Source organism: Kitasatospora sp. NPDC050463, assembly GCF_040655255.1.
Lineage (GTDB): Bacteria > Actinomycetota > Actinomycetes > Streptomycetales > Streptomycetaceae > Kitasatospora.
This window is the reverse complement of sequence record NZ_JBFAJO010000020.1, coordinates 67,111-84,477: the sequence shown is the minus strand read 5'-3', so window position 1 is coordinate 84,477 and position 17,367 is coordinate 67,111. Positions and strand designations below refer to the sequence as shown.

General features: G+C 74.3%; 19 protein-coding genes. 11 read left to right on the top strand and 8 right to left on the bottom strand.

Features of this window, described 5'->3' with window-relative positions:
• Positions 1-3: 3 nt before the first annotated feature.
• Positions 4-1,239, top strand: coding sequence for a histidine kinase (locus tag AB0J08_RS15505; protein WP_360632957.1), 1,236 nt, complete (start codon positions 4-6; stop codon positions 1,237-1,239).
• A 30-nt stretch (positions 1,240-1,269) separates the two neighbouring features.
• Here the strand turns inward: AB0J08_RS15505 and AB0J08_RS15500 are convergent, their stop codons facing one another.
• Entirely contained in the window at positions 1,270-2,208 is a 939-nt protein-coding gene (locus AB0J08_RS15500) for a MerR family transcriptional regulator (RefSeq protein WP_360632954.1), read from the bottom strand.
• A 71-nt stretch (positions 2,209-2,279) separates the two neighbouring features.
• On the opposite strand from AB0J08_RS15500, the gene AB0J08_RS15495 reads away from it, so the two are divergent.
• Positions 2,280-2,915, top strand: a complete 636-nt coding sequence (locus tag AB0J08_RS15495) for a response regulator transcription factor (protein WP_360632951.1) — start codon at positions 2,280-2,282, stop codon at positions 2,913-2,915.
• A gap of 46 nt (positions 2,916-2,961) precedes the next feature.
• Here AB0J08_RS15495 and AB0J08_RS15490 read toward each other — a convergent pair whose 3' ends face one another.
• Together AB0J08_RS15490 and AB0J08_RS15485 are read right to left on the bottom strand one after the other, a co-directional pair.
• Positions 2,962-3,855 carry a transglutaminase-like domain-containing protein gene (locus AB0J08_RS15490; RefSeq protein ID WP_360632949.1) on the bottom strand — a complete coding sequence of 298 codons (894 nt, stop codon included), beginning with the start codon at positions 3,853-3,855 and terminating at the stop codon, positions 2,962-2,964.
• A gap of 111 nt (positions 3,856-3,966) precedes the next feature.
• The gene (locus tag AB0J08_RS15485; RefSeq protein WP_360632946.1) at positions 3,967-4,884 is read right to left on the bottom strand and encodes a GNAT family N-acetyltransferase; all 918 of its coding nucleotides are present in this window, start codon (positions 4,882-4,884) and stop codon (positions 3,967-3,969) included.
• A 226-nt stretch (positions 4,885-5,110) separates the two neighbouring features.
• Between AB0J08_RS15485 and fdxA the strand changes: the two genes are divergently transcribed.
• Complete coding sequence (fdxA, locus tag AB0J08_RS15480; RefSeq protein WP_329489462.1) at positions 5,111-5,440, top strand: ferredoxin; 330 nt, start codon at positions 5,111-5,113, stop codon at positions 5,438-5,440.
• Between the two features lie 21 nt (positions 5,441-5,461).
• Entirely contained in the window at positions 5,462-6,607 is a 1,146-nt protein-coding gene (gene dapC, locus AB0J08_RS15475) for a succinyldiaminopimelate transaminase (RefSeq protein ID WP_360632943.1), read from the top strand.
• A 101-nt stretch (positions 6,608-6,708) separates the two neighbouring features.
• Here dapC and AB0J08_RS15470 read toward each other — a convergent pair whose 3' ends face one another.
• The gene (locus AB0J08_RS15470) at positions 6,709-7,464 is read right to left on the bottom strand and encodes a hypothetical protein (protein ID WP_360632940.1); all 756 of its coding nucleotides are present in this window, start codon (positions 7,462-7,464) and stop codon (positions 6,709-6,711) included.
• A gap of 370 nt (positions 7,465-7,834) precedes the next feature.
• Positions 7,835-8,860, bottom strand: coding sequence for a hypothetical protein (locus AB0J08_RS15465; protein WP_360632937.1), 1,026 nt, complete (start codon positions 8,858-8,860; stop codon positions 7,835-7,837).
• Positions 8,861-8,980: 120 nt separating this feature from the next.
• Here AB0J08_RS15465 and dapE point away from each other — a divergent pair, with 120 nt between their 5' ends.
• Together dapE and AB0J08_RS15455 are read left to right on the top strand one after the other, a co-directional pair.
• Positions 8,981-10,054, top strand: a complete 1,074-nt coding sequence (gene dapE / locus AB0J08_RS15460) for a succinyl-diaminopimelate desuccinylase (protein ID WP_360632934.1) — start codon at positions 8,981-8,983, stop codon at positions 10,052-10,054.
• 133 nt (positions 10,055-10,187) lie between these two features.
• The gene (locus AB0J08_RS15455; protein WP_360632931.1) at positions 10,188-10,997 is read left to right on the top strand and encodes a TIGR00730 family Rossman fold protein; all 810 of its coding nucleotides are present in this window, start codon (positions 10,188-10,190) and stop codon (positions 10,995-10,997) included.
• 74 nt (positions 10,998-11,071) lie between these two features.
• Here the strand turns inward: AB0J08_RS15455 and folP are convergent, their stop codons facing one another.
• On the bottom strand, positions 11,072-11,884 hold the full coding sequence (gene folP / locus AB0J08_RS15450) for a dihydropteroate synthase (protein WP_360633056.1): 813 nt from the start codon (positions 11,882-11,884) through the stop codon (positions 11,072-11,074).
• A gap of 174 nt (positions 11,885-12,058) precedes the next feature.
• Here folP and AB0J08_RS15445 point away from each other — a divergent pair, with 174 nt between their 5' ends.
• Both AB0J08_RS15445 and AB0J08_RS15440 read left to right on the top strand, forming a co-directional pair.
• Positions 12,059-12,481 carry a DivIVA domain-containing protein gene (locus tag AB0J08_RS15445; RefSeq protein WP_360632928.1) on the top strand — a complete coding sequence of 141 codons (423 nt, stop codon included), beginning with the start codon at positions 12,059-12,061 and terminating at the stop codon, positions 12,479-12,481.
• The gene (locus AB0J08_RS15440; protein WP_360632924.1) at positions 12,478-13,068 is read left to right on the top strand and encodes a DNA-3-methyladenine glycosylase I; all 591 of its coding nucleotides are present in this window, start codon (positions 12,478-12,480) and stop codon (positions 13,066-13,068) included. The genes AB0J08_RS15445 and AB0J08_RS15440 overlap by 4 nt, the downstream gene beginning before the upstream one ends.
• A 69-nt stretch (positions 13,069-13,137) precedes the next feature.
• On the opposite strand, the gene AB0J08_RS15435 is transcribed toward AB0J08_RS15440, so the two are convergent.
• Positions 13,138-13,938, bottom strand: a complete 801-nt coding sequence (locus AB0J08_RS15435) for an enoyl-CoA hydratase-related protein (RefSeq protein ID WP_360632921.1) — start codon at positions 13,936-13,938, stop codon at positions 13,138-13,140.
• Between the two features lie 296 nt (positions 13,939-14,234).
• Here AB0J08_RS15435 and AB0J08_RS15430 point away from each other — a divergent pair, with 296 nt between their 5' ends.
• Positions 14,235-14,402: a DUF3117 domain-containing protein gene (locus tag AB0J08_RS15430; RefSeq protein WP_014137929.1), complete on the top strand. Its 168-nt coding sequence runs from the start codon at positions 14,235-14,237 to the stop codon at positions 14,400-14,402.
• 152 nt (positions 14,403-14,554) lie between these two features.
• On the opposite strand, the gene AB0J08_RS15425 is transcribed toward AB0J08_RS15430, so the two are convergent.
• Complete coding sequence (locus tag AB0J08_RS15425; RefSeq protein WP_360632918.1) at positions 14,555-15,163, bottom strand: O-methyltransferase; 609 nt, start codon at positions 15,161-15,163, stop codon at positions 14,555-14,557.
• A gap of 212 nt (positions 15,164-15,375) precedes the next feature.
• Between AB0J08_RS15425 and sigE the strand changes: the two genes are divergently transcribed.
• A complete protein-coding gene (gene sigE, locus AB0J08_RS15420) occupies positions 15,376-16,230 on the top strand; it encodes an RNA polymerase sigma factor SigE (protein WP_360633053.1) in 855 nt (284 codons plus the stop codon).
• On the top strand, positions 16,227-17,267 hold the full coding sequence (locus AB0J08_RS15415) for a zf-HC2 domain-containing protein (RefSeq protein ID WP_360632915.1): 1,041 nt from the start codon (positions 16,227-16,229) through the stop codon (positions 17,265-17,267). The genes sigE and AB0J08_RS15415 overlap by 4 nt, the downstream gene beginning before the upstream one ends.
• Positions 17,268-17,367 lie beyond the last annotated feature (100 nt).

Genomic DNA, 17,367 nt, shown 5'->3' with positions numbered 1-17,367 from the left:
TCCATGCCCGACACGCCCCGTACCCACCCGACCGACGACCGGCCGGAGGCGGGGACGGGGCGCGTGTCGTTCATGAACGTCCCCGGAGCCCCGGTGGAGAACCGGCGACAGCTGCTGGTCAAGGTCAGCTGGATGCTGCTCTGGATGGTCTACCTGCTGTACCCGGTGAGCGACCTGCTCAAGGGCGGGCACTCGTCGGCGGCGACGCTGGCCGGCTGGACCGCCCTGGTGGCCTTCGTCGGCTGCTACATCGGCCTGGTGGTGCTCCGCTCGACGGCGGACCGGCGGCCGCGGGCCTGCCGGCTGGTGGTCGCGGCGATGATCGTGACCGCGATCGTCACCCCCTTCGGCCTGGGCACCGCCTGGCTCACCCTGTTCACCTACGCCTCGGTCGCCGTCGGGATCATCGCGCCGCTGCGCTTCGCGCTCGCCGGGGTCGGCGCGATGGCCGGGCTGACCGTCGTGGTCGGGCTGCTCAGCCATGCCGACCGGGGCGACATCCCCACCATCGCGCTCACCGCCTTCCTCTCCGGTGTCGCCATGACCGGGCTGCAGCGGCTGGTCGCGACCATGAGGGAACTGCGTGAGGCGCGGGCCGCCGTCGCCCATCTCGCCGCCTCGGAGGAGCGGCTGCGGATGGCCCGGGACCTGCACGACCTGCTCGGGCACTCGCTGTCGCTGATCACCCTGAAGAGCGAGCTGGCCGGGCGGCTCATGGACGCCGGCAAGGACGAGGCGGCGCGGGCGCAGGTCGCCGACATCGAGAAGGTGGGCCGGCAGTCGCTGATCGACGTCCGGGAGGCGGTGACCGGTTTCCGCCGGCCCACCCTGCCCGTCGAACTCGCCGCCGCCCGGACGGCGTTGGCGGCGGCGCAGGTCAGCCTGGAGGCCTCGCCGGAGCTGGTGGACGCCTGGCCGGGGCTGGCCAACGAGGAGGCGGGCGCGCTGGCCTGGGCGCTGCGCGAGGCGGTCACCAACGTCGTCCGGCACGGTGAGGGTGCCACCGTCTGCACGGTGCGGGCGGACGAGACCTGGGAGGGCGGCGGCGAGCGGTACGCCGTCCTGGAGATCGCCGACAACGGGGCCGGGCCCGGCAAGTCCGCGCCGGGCAACGGGCTTTCCGGCCTGGAGGAGCGGCTGGCGCTGGTCGGCGGCCGGCTGGAGACGGGGCCGGGCGACCGCGGCCGGGGCTTCCGGCTGCGCGCGCTGGTGCCGCTGCGGACGGTCTCGGTCGCCTGACGCGGCACAGGTCGTGCCGCCGGTGGCCGGCTACGGCGCGACCCGTGCCCGCAGCGCCTCGGTGAACCAGGCGAAGACCTCGGTCAGGCTCGCCGGGACCGGCCAGCCGTTGACCACCGCCAGCAGCCGCCAGTACCGCTCCGCGCGCGGGTCGTCCGCGGCCTCCAGCCGCCGCAGCAGCCAGCGGCGCAGCTCCGCGTCGTCCGGGCGGCCGAAGGTGGCGGCGTACCGGGCGGTGAGCCCGTCCACCACCGCGTCGGCCGCCGGGGAGCGCGGCGGGACGGCGGACGCGAGCGCGGCGCCGACCCGTTCGCGGACCGCCTCGGTGAGGGCGTGGTGCAGGCCGGTGGTGTCGCCCGCCGCCCGCTCGGCGGCCTGGTGTTCGGCCATCCGCCGCACCGAGGCGCGGAACTCCCCGTCCTGGACGAGCTCGCCCAGTTCGACCCAGGCCTCCACCTGCTCGGCGGCGGGCTCGTCCGGGAGTTCGGGCATCGCCGAGCGCATCATGGCGACGAACTCGGGGTTGGCGTCCAGGCCGCCGAACACGTCGTCGACGAAGTCGTGGACGAGGCGCCGGCGTTCGGCGTCCGAGAGCTGGGCGAGCTTGTGCATGAATCTCATCTCCTCAGGGGTGGAACCACGTTGGGCGACCGCCCGGAGCACCGTGCGCCGCAGCCGCAGGGTGCGGATCTGCACGTCCAGGGCGTCCGCGTGGGCGGCGGCGACGTCGTGCAGCGGCGCCTCCCGGTCCAGTACCCGCCGGATCGTGGCCAGGTCCAGGCCGAGTTCGCGCAGCGTCCGGACCAGGTCGAGCCGGGCCAGGGCGTCGACGCCGAAGCGGCGGTAGCCGGCCGGTGTCCGGTCGGTGGGCGGGACGAGGCCCTCGTCGGCGTAGAACCGGATGCTCTTGACCGTCAGGCCGGTGCGCCGGGCCAGGTCACCGATCGAGTACCGCACGTCGTCGTCCATGCGGACCACTCTGGCGTCTCCCCCCGGGGGAGACTCAACAGGTGATTCCCGCAGACCCTAGGGTCGACGGCATGAGTGAGATTCGAAGCGACGGTGCCCCGTCCGTCCGCGTGCTGCTGGCGGAGGATCAGGGGATGGTCCGGGAGGCGCTGGCCGCGCTGCTCGGGCTGGAGGGGGACATCGACGTGGTGGCCCAGGTGGGGCGCGGCGACGAGGTGGTGGACGCGGCGATCGCCCAGGACGTGCAGGTCGCGGTGCTGGACATCGAGATGCCCGGCATGACCGGGATCGAGGCCGCGGCGGAGCTGCGCAAGCGCCGGCCGCAGACCAAGGTCGTGATCGCGACCACCTTCGGCCGCCCCGGCTACCTGCGGCGGGCGATGGAGTCGGGTGCGGACGCCTTCCTGGTGAAGGACGCCCCGGCGGCCGAGCTGGCGGAGGCGATCCGCCGGGTGCTGCGCGGCGAGCGGGTGATCGACCCGGTGCTGGCCGCCGCCGCGCTCGCGGAGGGGGCGAACCCGCTGACGGCCCGCGAGCGCGACGTCCTGGCGGCCGCGGCGGACGGGGCGGTGAACGCGGACATCGCCCGCCGGCTGCACCTGTCCGAGGGGACGGTGCGCAACTACCTCTCGATGGCGATCCAGAAGACCGAGGCCCGCAACCGCACCGAGGCGGTCCGGATCGCCCGCGAGAAGGGCTGGCTGTAGGGCGCGGGGTCGCGCGGCGGGCGGCCCCCGCCCGGCCCGGCGGCGCTCAGTTGAGCCGGTGCCGGGCCGACCGCGCCTCCTGGCGGACCTTCGCCGCGGTGTCCGGGTCGAAGGTGTCGAGGATCTCCGCGTAGGCGTCCATCTCGGCCGACCCGCCGAGGAAGTCGCCGGTCCGCACCAGCAGCTCCGCGCGCTCCAGCCGGAGCTGGGCCGGGTGGCGGGGCAGCAGCAGGGCGAGTTCGGTGGCCCAGAGCTGGGTCCGGGCGTGTTCGGGGCGCTCGGCGGCCCAGGCGCGGATGTTGCCGAGGACCCGGTGCACGGTGTCCAGCGGCTGGGCCGGGGTGAGCAGTTCGGGCGAGAACGGGTGGCCGGCGGCCCGGACCAGACCGGCCGCGTCCTCCAGGTCGAGCAGCCGCCCGCCGTGGAAGGGGTCGGCCAGGACGTAGTCGTCGCCGCCGCCCGGGTCGCCGACCGCGACGATGAAGTGGCCCGGCAGCGCGATCCCGTGCACCGGCACCCCGGCCCGTCGGCCGACCGCCGTCCAGACCAGCGCGAGCATGATCGGCAGCCCCCGTCGGCGCCGCAGGACGTCCGGCAGCAGCGAGGACTCCAGTCGCCGGTAGTCGGACTGCCGCCCGTGGAACCGCTCCCGCCCGCCGAGCACCGCGGCCAGCAGCGCGGCCGTCTCCTCCGGTCCGGCCGGTTCCCGTTCGGCGACGGCGAGCCGGACGGCGGCGGCATGCCGCTCCAGCGCCGCCTCGCAGGCGGCCAGCAGGGCCTCCAGGGTCGGCGGGTCCCGGGGGTCGTCCGGGTCCAGGACGGGGCTGTGCTCGGCGGCCGCGAGCAGGCAGAGCAGCACCGGATCGGGGTGCTCGGCCCGGGCCTCGGTCCGGAAGCGTGCTCTGCTCTGCTCGGTCACGGTGGCTGCGACGGCTTTCATGCGGGCGGACAGACAGGCGGGACTGACGGGTGGCACCGGCGGGCGGAACCGGGGTGGAACCGACGGCCGGGGCCGGTGGATCGGACGGACGGGCGTGGCGGTGCGTGCGCGCTATCCCTGGGGCAGGCGCGCGTAGTGGTAAGTGTGACTGGTCGTGAAGCCAAGTCCGTCATAGAGCGCGATCGCACCATCGTTCTCCGCCTCGACCTGGAGGTAGGCGCCGGTCGCGCTCTCCTCGGCGGCCCGGGCGGCGAGCACCGCCATCAGTGTGGTGGCCAGCCCGGTGCGGCGGGCGTACGGGGCGACCTCGATCGCGCCGAAACAGGCCCACGGCCCGTCGATGACGCAGCGTCCGATGGCCAGCGGCGGCTGCCCGGGCGCGCCCGGCACGGTGGCGAACCAGACCGACGGGCCGCCGTGGATCACCTGCCGTGCGGCCTCCTCCACCGCCGGGTCGTCGGTGACCCGCCGGTACAGCGACATCCACTCGGCACCGGCCGTCCGGGCGAGCCGCACGCGGTGGTGGCCGGAGCCGAGCCGGGTGAGCGGCGCGAGTGCCGCGACCAGCACCAGCGTGGGCGAGTACGCAGCCCCCAGCCGGTCCAGCTCGCCGCGCAGGTCCTCCGGCGAGCCGGGTGTGCTGATCTCCACCCAGGCCGGCAGCCCGCGCGCCGCGTACCACCGCCGGACCGCCGCGAGCGCCTCGGCCGGCGGCAGGCCGGGGTCGCCGAGCGCCTGGACGGAGTTGGCCCGCCGGGTGAAGCCGGCGGAGGCCCGCAGCGTCCACTCGCCGAGCGGCTCCTGTTCGACGGCGGGCCAGCCGAGCGCCGCGATCCGCTGGAGTTCCGCCGGCGAGGCGACGGGCGGCGTCGCGCGGCGGGCCGGGAAGAGCGGCACCACCTTGCCCGCGACCAGCAGCTTCTCCGCGAAGGTGACCGGATCGCCGCTCCGGGGGACGACGGTAAGCTCAAGATCGTCCCAGGATGTGAGCACGCCGATCACATCGCGGAACACCGGCCTGTCGTTCACGAACTCGGCGACACGCCGAACTGACACTCGTAGTCCCACGTCAGAGCGATCTATCCGGACCTCCGGACGGTTCTGGACCGGCCCGTCAGCCGCCATCTGGGCACCTCCTGTGCATTTGCGGTCTCCGACCCGCGATACTAGGGGCGGGCATCGACGACGCCGCGCTCACCCGCGCACGCGAGCAAACAGAATGGGCCGCCGAGCCCTTCCGAGGAGGAACGACAGCGTGACCTACGTCATCGCGCAGCCTTGTGTCGACGTCAAGGACAAGGCCTGCATCGAAGAGTGCCCGGTTGACTGCATCTACGAGGGCGAGCGATCGCTCTACATCCACCCGGATGAGTGTGTCGACTGCGGTGCTTGCGAGCCGGTCTGCCCGGTCGAGGCGATCTTCTACGAGGACGACACTCCGGAGGAGTGGAAGGACTACTACAAGGCGAACGTCGAGTTCTTCGACGACCTCGGTTCGCCCGGTGGTGCCTCGAAGCTCGGCCTGATCGAGCGGGACCACCCGTTCATCGCCGCTCTGCCGCCGCAGAACACCGACGAGCACTGAACGATCGGTGGCAACAGAGCTGTGAGTACCAAGAACAGCACGCTCGCGCCGTTCCCGGGTCACCCGGGGGCGGCGCGCCGCGTTTCCGATCTCCTGCCGGTCTTCCCCTGGGACAAACTGGAGCCCTACAAGAAGACCGCGCTGGCCCACCCCGGCGGGCTCTGCGACTTCTCGGTGGGCACCCCGGTCGACCCGGTTCCCGAGGTGATCCAGAAGGCGCTGGCGGCGGCCACCGACACCCCCGGCTACCCGACCGTCTGGGGCCCGCTGGAGCTGCGCGAGGCGATCGCCGGGTGGCTGCGCCGCCGGGTCGGCGCGGAGATCGGCCCGCAGGCCGTCCTGCCCACGGTCGGTTCCAAGGAGCTGGTGGCCTCGCTGCCGACCCAGCTCGGTCTCGGCCCCGGTGACCAGGTGGCCTACCCGCGGCTGGCCTACCCGACCTACGAGGTGGGCGCGCGGCTCTGCGGCGCGGAACCGGTCGAGTACGACTCGGTGGACGAGCTGGACGGGTCGAGGGTCCGCCTGCTCTGGGTCAACTCGCCGTCCAACCCGACCGGGCGGGTGCTCGGCACGGACGAGCTGCGCCGCACGGTCAGGTGGGCCCGGGAGCACCGGGTGCTGCTGGTCAGCGACGAGTGCTACCTGGAGCTGGGCTGGGAGGCCGACCCGGTCTCCGTCCTGCACCCGGACGTCTGCGGAGACGACCACGAGGGCCTGCTGGCCGTCCACTCGCTCTCCAAGCGCTCCAACCTGGCCGGCTACCGCGCCTCCTTCGTGGCGGGCGACCCGGTGGTGGTCAAGGAACTGCTCGGGGTGCGCAAGCACGGCGGGATGATCGTCCCGGCCCCCGTCCAGGCGGCGCTCGTCGCCGCGCTCGCGGACGACGCGCACGTGGCCGAGCAGCGCGGGCGCTACGCGGCCCGGCGTTCGGCGCTGCGGGCGGCACTGGAGGCGTACGGCTTCCGGGTGGAGCACTCGGAGGCGAGCCTGTACCTGTGGGCGACCCAGGACCGGCCGTGCTGGGAGACGGTGGCCGAACTGGCCGGGCTGGGCATCCTGGTGGCGCCCGGCGACTTCTACGGGCCGGCCGGCGAGCGGTTCGTCCGGGTCGCGTTCACCGCGACCGACGAGCGGGTCGCGGCGGCCGTGGAGCGGCTGCGCGGCTGACCGGCGCAGCCCGCGCACGGCGAAGGGGGCCGGTGTCCAGGACGGGACACCGGCCCCCTTCAGTGCTGTGCGGGGCGCGCCGGGCGGAGCCGGTCAGTCGGTCAGCCGATCGGCAGGCCGCCGAGGCCGCCGCCGCCGAGCAGGCCGGTGATCGGGCCGAGGCCGGCCAGCGGGGAGTTCGGGCCGAGGTCGGCGCCGCCGAGGCGGTTGGCCGAGCCGTGCTCGGCCAGGCCGAGCACGTCCGCGCCGGGGACCTCGGCCGGCAGCGCGCGGCCCAGGGCGCCCAGCGGGAGCGCGGAGGTCACGGCGTCGGCACCGGGGACGGCGCCGGTGAGCGCGCCGGCGCCCGGCAGGCCCTGGGTCAGGTCGGCGGTCTGCGAGAGCCCGCCGACCGGGTTGGCGCCGGCGCCCGCGCTGCGGCCGGTCGCGCCGCTGCCGCCGGTGACGGCCTCGCCGAGCTTGCCGGCCAGGGCGGCGGCGACCTTCGGGGTGACGGCGGAGAGCTGGCCGGTGGTGGCGGCGGTCTTGTCGACCGGGGCGGTCAGCGAGCCGGCCTTCTCGTTCGCCTCGGGCAGCTGGTGGGCGACGATGTTGCCGGTGGCGTCGGCGGTGGCCGGTACGCCCGCGGTGACGGTGGCGGCGCCGGTGTCCCCGGCGGCCTGGCCCAGCTCGTGGGTGGTGTGCTGCAGGGTGGACCCCGCGTCGGTGTTGGTGAGCTGGCCCAGCGGCGCGGCCAGGTCGGACTTGGGCAGCAGCGCGTCGGCGGCGGACGCGGAGCCGGCCGCGACAAGCGGGGTCGCGCCGGCCGCCACGAGCAGCGCGGCCTGAGCGATCCGGCGCGTGAGGGAGTGAGACATGGGGCTCCTCGAAGGGGTCTTGGGTCCGTCCTGTCCGCCGGGCGGACGACCTTGTTACCGCTTGAGAAGCCAGAAGGTTTCGGCCGGTGCAAGGAAACGGTCTTACCGATGATCGGATCATCGACCCGGTGCCGGAAGGGGTGGCCGGTCCGGCCGGAGCCGCGAAGGCGGGGCGGGCCAAGGGGAGTGACGGTTCTGCGGCCGGCTCTCGGCGCCCCCCGCGCCGTCCACCGGGGTTGACCGGAATCACTCCTTCGGCGGCAACCCGGACACCAGTGCGCCAGCCCGCTGGACGGCCGGGCGGCCGTCCTCGTGCACGGCCACCGAGCGGCGGCCCCGCAGGCCACCGGGAGGCCTTAAGGAGCGTTCCTCAGGCCTTTCCGGGCGCCGCGAGCGCGACCAGCACCAGCTTGGTCGAGGTGCCGGTCGGCTGCGGCTTCCAGCCGCCCTCGGACTTGGACCTGCGCCAGATCTTCCCGTCGTAGGCGATCGTCTCGATGCCCAGCTGCTGGGCCTGCGTCACCGCCCAGTGCGCCACCGCCCAGCCGCTCTGCCGCTCGGCGTCCGGACCGGCATCGGTGCTGGCCGCCGGGTCCGGGGTCAGCGAGACGGCGTTCTCGGCGCCCTTGACCGTCGAGGTGTAGCCGGCCGCCGGCGTCACCGTCCGGCCGAACTCGCGGCGCACCCGGTCGCTCAGCACCTGCGTCCGGTCCGGCCGGGGGGCCGGGGCGGCCGAGGGCGCGGCGGAGCCGGTGGCGGCCGCCCCGGCGACGTCGACCTCCTCCTCGGGCGCGGCGAAGTCGTGCACCACGCAGTTCAGCGCGCCCGCCTCGCGGCCGGTCAGCGCCGAGGCGAGCAGCGTCGCCTTGGTCTCGTGCTTGGCGTACGCCTGCGGGTAGCCGCTCTTCTGCACCTGCTGGGCCGCGTCGGTCAGCGGCAGCCGGGTGTAGCCGGGGACCTTGACCAGGCCGTCGAGGAACTTGTTGGTCGCGTAGACCGGGTCCATGATCTGCTCGACGGTGCCCCAGCCCTGCGAGGGACGCTGCTGGAACAGGCCGACCGAGTCCCGGTCGCCGCCCGCCAGGTTGCGGATCTTGGACTCCTGCATCGCCGTCGCCAACGAGATGGTCACCGCCCGGTCCGGCAGGCCGCGCGAGTGCGCCACGGCGGCGATCGTCGCGGCGTTGGCCGCCTGCGGGATCTCCAGCGTGCCCTCGCCCGACGGGGTCTTCACGGAGCAGCCCTCGGGGGTCAGCTTCTGGTCGCGCAGCCAGTACAGGCCCACCGCGACCACCACGAGCGCCAGCAGGACGATCAGCACCGCACGCAACGGCCTGCGCCGTCGCCGCCCGGGCGCCGTGTCGCCGCCCTGCTCGCCGCGCCTCTTCCTGGCCACCGCCGCCCCTTTCCGCCTGCTCCTGATCGGACACCGTACCCACTCGGACGGATGTGCGGCGCCACCGGTTGCGATCCGCGGCACGGGACGGCCGGCCGCCCGGGACTAGGCTGAAGGACCATGAGCAGCTCTGAGACGCCCCTGGACCTCACCCTCGACGGCGGTGCGCTGACCGCCCGGCTCGTCGACTTCCCGTCGGTCAGCGGCGACGAGCAGGCGCTCGCCGACGCCGTGGAGGCGGCGCTGCGGGCCTACCCGCACCTGACCGTGGACCGGCACGGCAACAACGTGGTCGCCCGCACCGGCCTGGGCCGCGCCGAGCGCGTGCTGCTCGCCGGCCACCTGGACACCGTGCCGATCGCCGACAACGTGCCCTCCTACGTCGAGGGCGACCTGCTCTACGGGTGCGGCACCTCCGACATGAAGTCCGGCGTGGCCGTCCAGCTCCGGCTGGCCGCCACCCTGGCCGAGCCCAACCGCGACCTCACCTACGTCTTCTACGACTGCGAGGAGGTGGAGGCCCACCGCAACGGCCTCGGCCACCTCGCCGCCGAGCACCCGGACTGGCTGGCCGCCGACTTCGCCGTGCTGATGGAGCCCAGCGGCGCCGCCGTGGAGGGCGGCTGCCAGGGCACCATGCGGGTCCAGATCCGGCTGACCGGTGTGCGCGCCCACGCGGCCCGCGGCTGGCTCGGCGACAACGCCATCCACCACGCCGCCGAGGTGCTCGGCCGGCTCGCCGCGTACCGGCCGCGCCGGGTCGAGATCGACGGCCTGGAGTACCGCGAGGGCCTCAACGCCGTCCGGATCGACGGCGGGGTGGCCGGCAACGTCATCCCCGACGAGTGCGTGGTGACGGTCAACTTCCGCTTCGCGCCGGACCGCAGCGAGGCGGACGCCGAGAAGCACCTGCGCGAGGTCTTCGACGGCTTCGAGGTGACCGTCACCGACTCCGCCCCCGGCGCCCTCCCCGGCCTCGACCAGCCCGCCGCCCGGGCCTTCCTGGCCGCCACCGGCGGCGTCGCCCGGGCCAAGTTCGGCTGGACCGACGTCGCCCGGTTCAGCGCGTTCGGCATTCCCGCGGTCAACTACGGCCCCGGCGACCCGAACATGGCGCACAAGCGGGACGAGCACTGTTCGCTCAGCGCCATCGCCGAGACCGAGGAGCGGCTGCGCGCCTGGCTGACCGCCTGAGCCGCCCCGGGCGGTCCGGCCGGCCCGCGGTCGCCCGGACTGGTCGGCCCGTGGTCGAACGCCATCTTCCGGTTGCCCAACCGACCTTTCACCGTTGCCTGAAAACGGGGATCGGCGGGCGTAGGGTTTCGTCATGACAGGCACTGGAGACGAAAAGCACTACGGACACGGACCCGAGCAGGTGGGCGAGCCGCGCCCGAAGAAGGCGTGGCCCGAGAAGCAGAAGGGCCCGGTGCTGGTGCGCCGGGACCAGGTCGGCACCAGCACGACGGACCAGCGCCTGCTGGACACCACCGGCCCGACGGACTGGCTGCACACCGACCCGTGGCGGGTGCTGCGGATCACCTCGGAGTTCGTCGAGGGCTTCGGCGCGCTGGCCGAACTCCCGGCCGCGATCAGCGTCTTCGGTTCCGCCCGGACTTCGGTCGACTCCCCCGAGTACGCGGCCGGCGTGGCGATCGGCCGGGCGCTGGCGGAGGCCGGCTACGCGGTGATCACCGGCGGCGGCCCGGGCGCGATGGAGGCGGCCAACCGCGGGGCCTCGGAGGCCGGCGGCCTGAGCGTCGGCCTCGGTATCGAGCTGCCCTTCGAGCAGGGGCTCAACGAGTTCGTCGACCTCGGGCTGAACTTCCGTTACTTCTTCGTCCGCAAGACGATGTTCGTGAAGTACGCGCAGGGCTTCGTGGTGCTGCCCGGCGGCCTCGGCACGCTGGACGAGCTGTTCGAGGCGCTGACCCTGGTGCAGACGAAGAAGGTCACCCGGTTCCCGGTGATCCTGTTCGGCAGCGAGTACTGGGGCGGCCTCTACGAGTGGCTGAAGAACACCCTCGTCGCGCAGGGCAAGGCGGCCCCGCACGACCTGGAGCTGTTCCACATCACCGACGACATCGACGAGGTCATGAAGATCCTCGCCGACGCCCGCCGCCCGGCCCACGAGATCTAGCGAGGGCGGGACACGGGGCCGGCGAGGCCACGCGAGCGGGCGGGGGGCGAGCCGAGCCTGAGAACGGGGGCCTGTCAGGCCAGCCCCCGGCGGGCGACCGCCGGGGGTCGGGTGCCCCGGATCGAGGCGACCATGTCCAGCACCTGCCGGGTCTCGGCGACCTGGTGCGCCCGGTAGATCCGGGCGCCCAGCCAGGCCGAGACGGCCGTGGTCGCCAGTGTGCCGAGCAGCCGTTCGTCCACCGGCCTGTCCAGCGTCTCGCCGACGAAGTCCTTGTTGGAGAGCGAGACCAGTACGGGGAAGCCGGTCGCGGTCATCTCGGGCAGCCGGCGGGTCGCCTCCAGCGAGTGCCGGGTGTTCTTGCCGAAGTCGTGCCCCGGGTCGATGATCACCGCGTCGCGCCGCACGCCCAGCTCCACCGCCCGTTCGGCGAGCCCGACGGTCACCCGCAGGATGTCCGCCATCACGTCCGCGTAGCCGACCCGGTGCGGCCGGGTCCGCGGCTCGGCGCCGCCCGCGTGGGTGCAGACCAGGCCGACGTCGCGGCGGGCGGCCACCTCGGCGAGCTTCGGGTCGACCCCGCCCCAGGCGTCGTTCAGCAGGTCCGCGCCGACCTCGCAGACCGCCTCGCCGACCTCGTGCCGCCAGGTGTCCACGCTGATCACGGCCTCCGGGTGGCGCTTGCGCAGCTCCGCCACGAAGGGCACGGTGCGCCGCAGTTCCTCCTCGACGGTGACCTCGTCGCCCGGTCCGGCCTTCACCCCGCCGATGTCCAGGATCGCGGCGCCCTCGGCCATCGCGCGGTCGGCGGCGGCGAACGCGGCCTCGTCCGCGAAGGTGGCGCCCTTGTCGAAGAACGAGTCCGGGGTGCGGTTGACGATCGCCATGATCACCAGCTCGTCGTCACCGAATTCCCGTGGTCCCAGGCGCAGTGCCACCGATGTCTCCTCCACAGTTGCTGCGGGTGCGATGATGGCCCCCGGCCTATCGGGAACCATGCTGTCATGATCGTGAGCCGGGCACTGTTGTCAGCGCCGGCAGGGAAGTCGGGAGGACCGCTCGTGTTCTGGGTGATCGTGGTGGCGATGGCCGTCGTGGTCGGAGGCGCCGCGCTGGTGGCGCTCGGCGGGGGCGGCTCACTGCCGGAGGCAGTGCAGGACCGCATCGCCGCACGGCTGCCGCAGGACCGTCCGCTGAGCCGGGACGACGTGGACGGCATACGCCTGCCGATGGCCGTGCGCGGCTACCGGATGGACGAGGTGGACGACGTGCTGGACCGCCTCGGCGCCGAACTCGCCTACCGGGACTCGCGGATCGCCGAGCTGGAGGCCGCCGGTGCGCTGCGCGGCGCCGTCGAGGCCACCACCGGCCCGGACGCCGGTGCCGAACCGCTGCCCGGGCTGGAGGAGTTCGCCCAGGTCGTCGAGCCCGCCGCCACGCTGACCAAGGACCCCGAGGGCGCGCGGCCGGCGGCGGAGCAGTGACCGACGCCGGCGCGGTGCTCGGCACGGACGGCCTGCGCCGCTGCGGCTGGGGCGACTCGACGGAGGACTACCGGCTCTACCACGACACCGAGTGGGGCCGCCCGGTCCACGGCGACGACGCGCTGTTCGAGCGGGTCTGTCTGGAGGCCTTCCAGTCCGGCCTCTCCTGGATCACCATCCTGCGCCGCCGTGAGGGCTTCCGGGCCGCGTTCGCGGGCTTCGCGATCGACGAGGTCGCCGTGTTCGGCCCGGCCGACGTCGAGCGGCTGCTCGGCGACGCGGGCATCATCCGCAACCGGGCCAAGATCGAGGCGTCCATCGCCAACGCGAGGGTCGCCCGCGACCTCGACGGCGGCCTGGACGCGCTGATCTGGCAGTACGCCGGGGATCCGGACCGGCCGGCCCCCCGCACCCTGGCGGAGGTACCGGCCGTCACGCCCGAGTCGACGGCGCTGGCGAAGGCGCTCAAGAAGGCGGGATTCCGTTTCGTCGGCCCGACCACCGCCTACGCGCTGATGCAGGCCTGCGGCCTGGTGGACGACCACCTGGCGGACTGCCACGTCCGGAGCGCCCCGCGGGCCGTCTAGGTCCCGTCGGGGCCCTGTGCGGGTGCCACCCGGGCCGTCCGGGGCCCGGGCGGTACCCGCGGCGGGGCGTCAGCGGCCCAGGTACGTCGGCTTCTCCTTGGCGATGAACGCGCGGACCGCGATCCGGTGATCCTCGCTGTCGCCGGCCAGGGTCTGCAGCTCGTCCTCCTTGTCGAGCAGTTCGTCCAGCGAGTGCGAGGCGCCGTACGCCAGCGACTCCTTGACGGCGCCGTACGCCACCGTCGGACCCTCGGCCAGCTCCTTGGCGAAGACCCGTGCGGTGGCGGCCAGCTCGGCGGCCGGAACGACCTTCGTGGCCAGGCCCAGCTCCATCGCCTCGGTGGCCTTCACCGTGCGCGGCAGCATCAGCAGCTCGGTGGCCTTGGCGTGCCCGACCAGCCGGGGCAGCGTCCAGGAAGCGCCCGAGTCGGCGGTCAGCGCGATCCCGGCGAAGGCCGTGTTGAACCCGGCCGTGTCCGCGACGATCCGGAAGTCGCAGGCGAAGGCCAGGGAGGCGCCCGCGCCCGCCGCGACACCGCCGACCGCCGCGACCGTCGGCTTGCGCATCCCGGCCAGCGCCCGCACCAGCGGGTTGTAGTGCTCGGCGACGGTCCTGAGCGCGCCCTCGCCGGTCTCCTCGGCCCGCTTGAGCAGGCCCAGGTGCTCCTTGAGGTCCTGCCCGACGCAGAACGCCCGCTCGCCGGCGCCGGTGAGCAGCACCGCCCGCACCGCCCGGTCCTCGGCCGCCGCGGTCACGGTGTCGCGCAGCGCCACCTTGGTGGGGGTGTCCAGCGCGTTCATCGCCTCGGGGCGGTTGATGGTGATGACGGCCAGGCCGCCGTCCAGCTCGTACAGCACGGAATCGGACATGGGCGAGGGCTCCCTTGAGGTCGTCACAGGTCGGTCGTGTGTCAGGATGCCGGAGCACGCGGCCGGGTGGGGAGTGTGAGGTATCGCACCTTTCGGCGGCGCGCCGACCGCCGCCGCGCCGGGGCTTATGGCGGGAAATGTGGCGCTTGGAGCCGGTCCGGCCATGGTTGCACCGAGAGTGATGTTGGTCATCAGGGCGTGGCATGCGGGATAATGGCTTCCGATCAATGCGTTCGATACCGGCGGTGGACGGACTGCCGGTGCGTAGCTGAGCGGTTGCAGGAAGGGGAACGAGCATGGCGGCCATGAAGCCGCGGACGGGTGACGGCCCGCTCGAAGTCACCAAAGAGGGGCGGGGCATCATCATGCGCGTTCCGCTCGAAGGCGGCGGACGCCTTGTGGTGGAGCTCACGCCTGACGAGGCCGACGCCCTGGGCGAGGCCCTGAAGAAGGCCTGCGGCTGACCGCAGCGGGCGCTCCCCATCTCCTGGAGATGTGCCGCCGGGCCCGGGTACGACATCACGTCGGCCCGGGCTCTGTGGTTTCCGGGGGCTCTGCGGTTTCCGGGGCCGGTGGCTCCGGGGCCCGCGGCCTCCGGACGCCGCCACCGGCCGGGTCAGCGCTTCACGGCGCAGAGCAGCCCGTCCGACACCGGCAGCAGAGCCGGCAGCAGGGACTCGCTCTCCCGGACGTCCCGGACCAGGTCGCGCACCGCGTGCGTCTGCGGGTCCTGCTGGTCGGGCTCGGCGAGCCGGCCCTCCTGGAAGACGCCCTCGAAGCAGACCATCCCGCCCGGGCGCAGCAGCCGCAGCGATTCCGCCAGGTACTCCCGCGACTCCGCCGGGTCCCCGTCGCAGAACACCAGGTCGTACTGGCCGTCCGCGAGCCGCGGCAGCACGTCCAGCGCCCGGCCCGGTATGAAGCGGGACCGGTTCGCCGCGAATCCGGCCGCGTGGTACGCCTCCCGGGCCAGCTGCTGGCGCACCGGCTCGGTGTCCACGGTGGTGAGCACCCCGTCCGGTCGCATTCCGCGCAGCAGATAGACCCCGGAGACGCCCGTCCCGGTACCGATCTCGGCCACGGCCTTGGCGTCCAGTGCGGCCGCCAGCAGCCGCAGACAGGCCCCACCGCCCGGCCCGATCGCCCTGATACCGGTGCGCGCGGACTGTGCCCGGGCGTAGGTCAGCACCGCGTCCTCGCCGACGAAGGTGTCGGAGAGGGCCACGCGCGCGGGCCCGAACTCGCTGATGGCTGCCTCTTTCGGAGCCCCGGGCAGTGGCCCGGTGCCGAGCGGAAGTCGATATTTCCTGGCACAGATTACTGGCCGCCCGGGAACCGCGTACGGCGGCGGGCCGTTGCAGAGGAAGGGACCGGGTAACGGATACCCCCGGGATACCCCCCGGGCACTTTTATCCGGGCTTGACGGGTGAGGTGGATATGGTGGTGGCCCTGCTGGGCAGAAGAGCCAACCGAGGAGGTGTGGCCGAGGGCGACGTCCCTGTGCGGCGGCACTCCCGCGGCACCGCGTCAGCCCGTACGCCGAAGCCCGTGATGAACCAGCCTGCGCACTCCACCCTGGACCAGCCGGCCGCCGCGACGCCGGCCGCCGGTACCACCGAGGCACCCGCCGCCCTCGCGAGCTTCGCCGAGGGGCCCGACGCGCAGACCTGGACTCCGCCCTCCTGGGAGGAGATCGTCGAGGCGCACAGCGCCCGCGTCTACCGCCTCGCCTACCGCCTGACGGGCAATCAGCACGACGCCGAGGACCTCACCCAGGAGGTCTTCGTCCGGGTGTTCCGTTCGTTGTCGACCTACACCCCCGGCACGTTCGAGGGCTGGCTGCACCGGATCACCACCAACCTGTTCCTGGACATGGTCCGCCGACGCCAGCGGATCCGCTTCGACGCGCTCGGCGACGACGCGGCCGAGCGTCTGGCCAGCCGCGAGCCCAGCCCGGCCCAGCACTTCAGCGACACCCACTTCGACGCCGACGTCCAGCAGGCGCTGGACACCCTCGCCCCGGAGTTCCGCGCCGCCGTGGTGCTCTGCGACATCGAGGGCCTCTCCTACGAGGAGATCGCGGCGACGCTCGGCGTCAAGCTCGGCACCGTCCGCAGCCGCATCCACCGCGGCCGTTCGCACCTGCGCGCCGCCCTGAAGCACCGCGCCCCCGGCGCGGCCCCGGGCCGCGAGCGCCGGGGCGGCTCCGAGGAGCCGGTGCCGGTGCCGGTCGGCGCCGTCGTGGGGGAGGCCCCGGGCGCGCCGGGCGGGCGCGGACGGAGGCGATCGTGAGCGGAACCGGCCGGTCGGGGCCGGGCCGACCGGACGCTCCCGGCAAGGGCGCCGCCTGGCGCGGCGGCTGGCCCCAGCTGGGCCGCCGCGGCCACGAGGACGGAGCCGACGAGCCGCTGCCGCCCACCACGGCCCTGCCGGGCGAGGCTTCGCTGCGCTCGGTGGCCGTCAAGCCCACCGAGCCCGCCGCGGAGGAGCACCACCTCGGGGAGCGGCTCTCCGCCTTCGTGGACGGCGAACTCGGCCACGACTCCCGCGACCGCGTCCAGGCCCATCTGGCGACCTGTCCGCAGTGCCTCGCCGAGGCCGACGAGGGCCGCGCCGTGAAGCACCTGCTGACCCGTACCGGCACCCCCGGCCCGTCCTCGGCGCTGATGTCCCGGCTGCTCGCCGTCGGGGCCCTCCAGGACGAGGAACCTCCCGCCACCGACCGGCCGCGCCGGGACGACGACGACCTGCCCGGTGGCGGACTGCCCGCGGCCTGGGGGACCCCTCGGCCGGACGCCCGGGGAGGCACCCTCGGCGGCAGCCGGCTGAACGGCGGCTCCTTCGGCCGTGGCGCGGGTGCCTTCGGCGCGGGCGCGCTCGGCGCCGACGCACCGGTGCCGGGCATCGACCCCAGGGCGTTCGCGCGCGGCGGCTCGGTGCTGCGCCCCCTGATGGGCCGGCGTTCCGGCCGGCCCGAGGCCGCCGCACCGCAGCCGGCCGCGGCCGCCACCGGGCCGGCGGTGGCCCGGCAGGCGCCGCCGCGCGGTCGCCGGTTCGTCTTCGCGGCCGCCGGGGCCTTCTCGGTCGCCGCGGTGACGCTCGGCGGGGTCGGCGGCTTCGCCGCCCAGAGCGAGGACCAGCACGGCACCTCGGTGAGCCCGGCCGGCAACACCGACCGCAGCGGCGGGTACGCCCCCATGAAGGCACAGGTCCCGGTGGACTTCCCGGTCCGCCCGGTGGCGGCCACCCGCAGCGCGACCGCGCCGCACGTCGTGCCGGACCGCATTCCCAGCTCGGGTCTCGCCGGTCTGCACCGGGAGAACCGGTAGCGCACGCCGCTCACCACGGCGATGGCCATCGGCGGGTCTTCACCACGGCTTCATCACAGTGTGGGGTCCGGACCCGACGGTGGCCATTACGCTGTAGGAA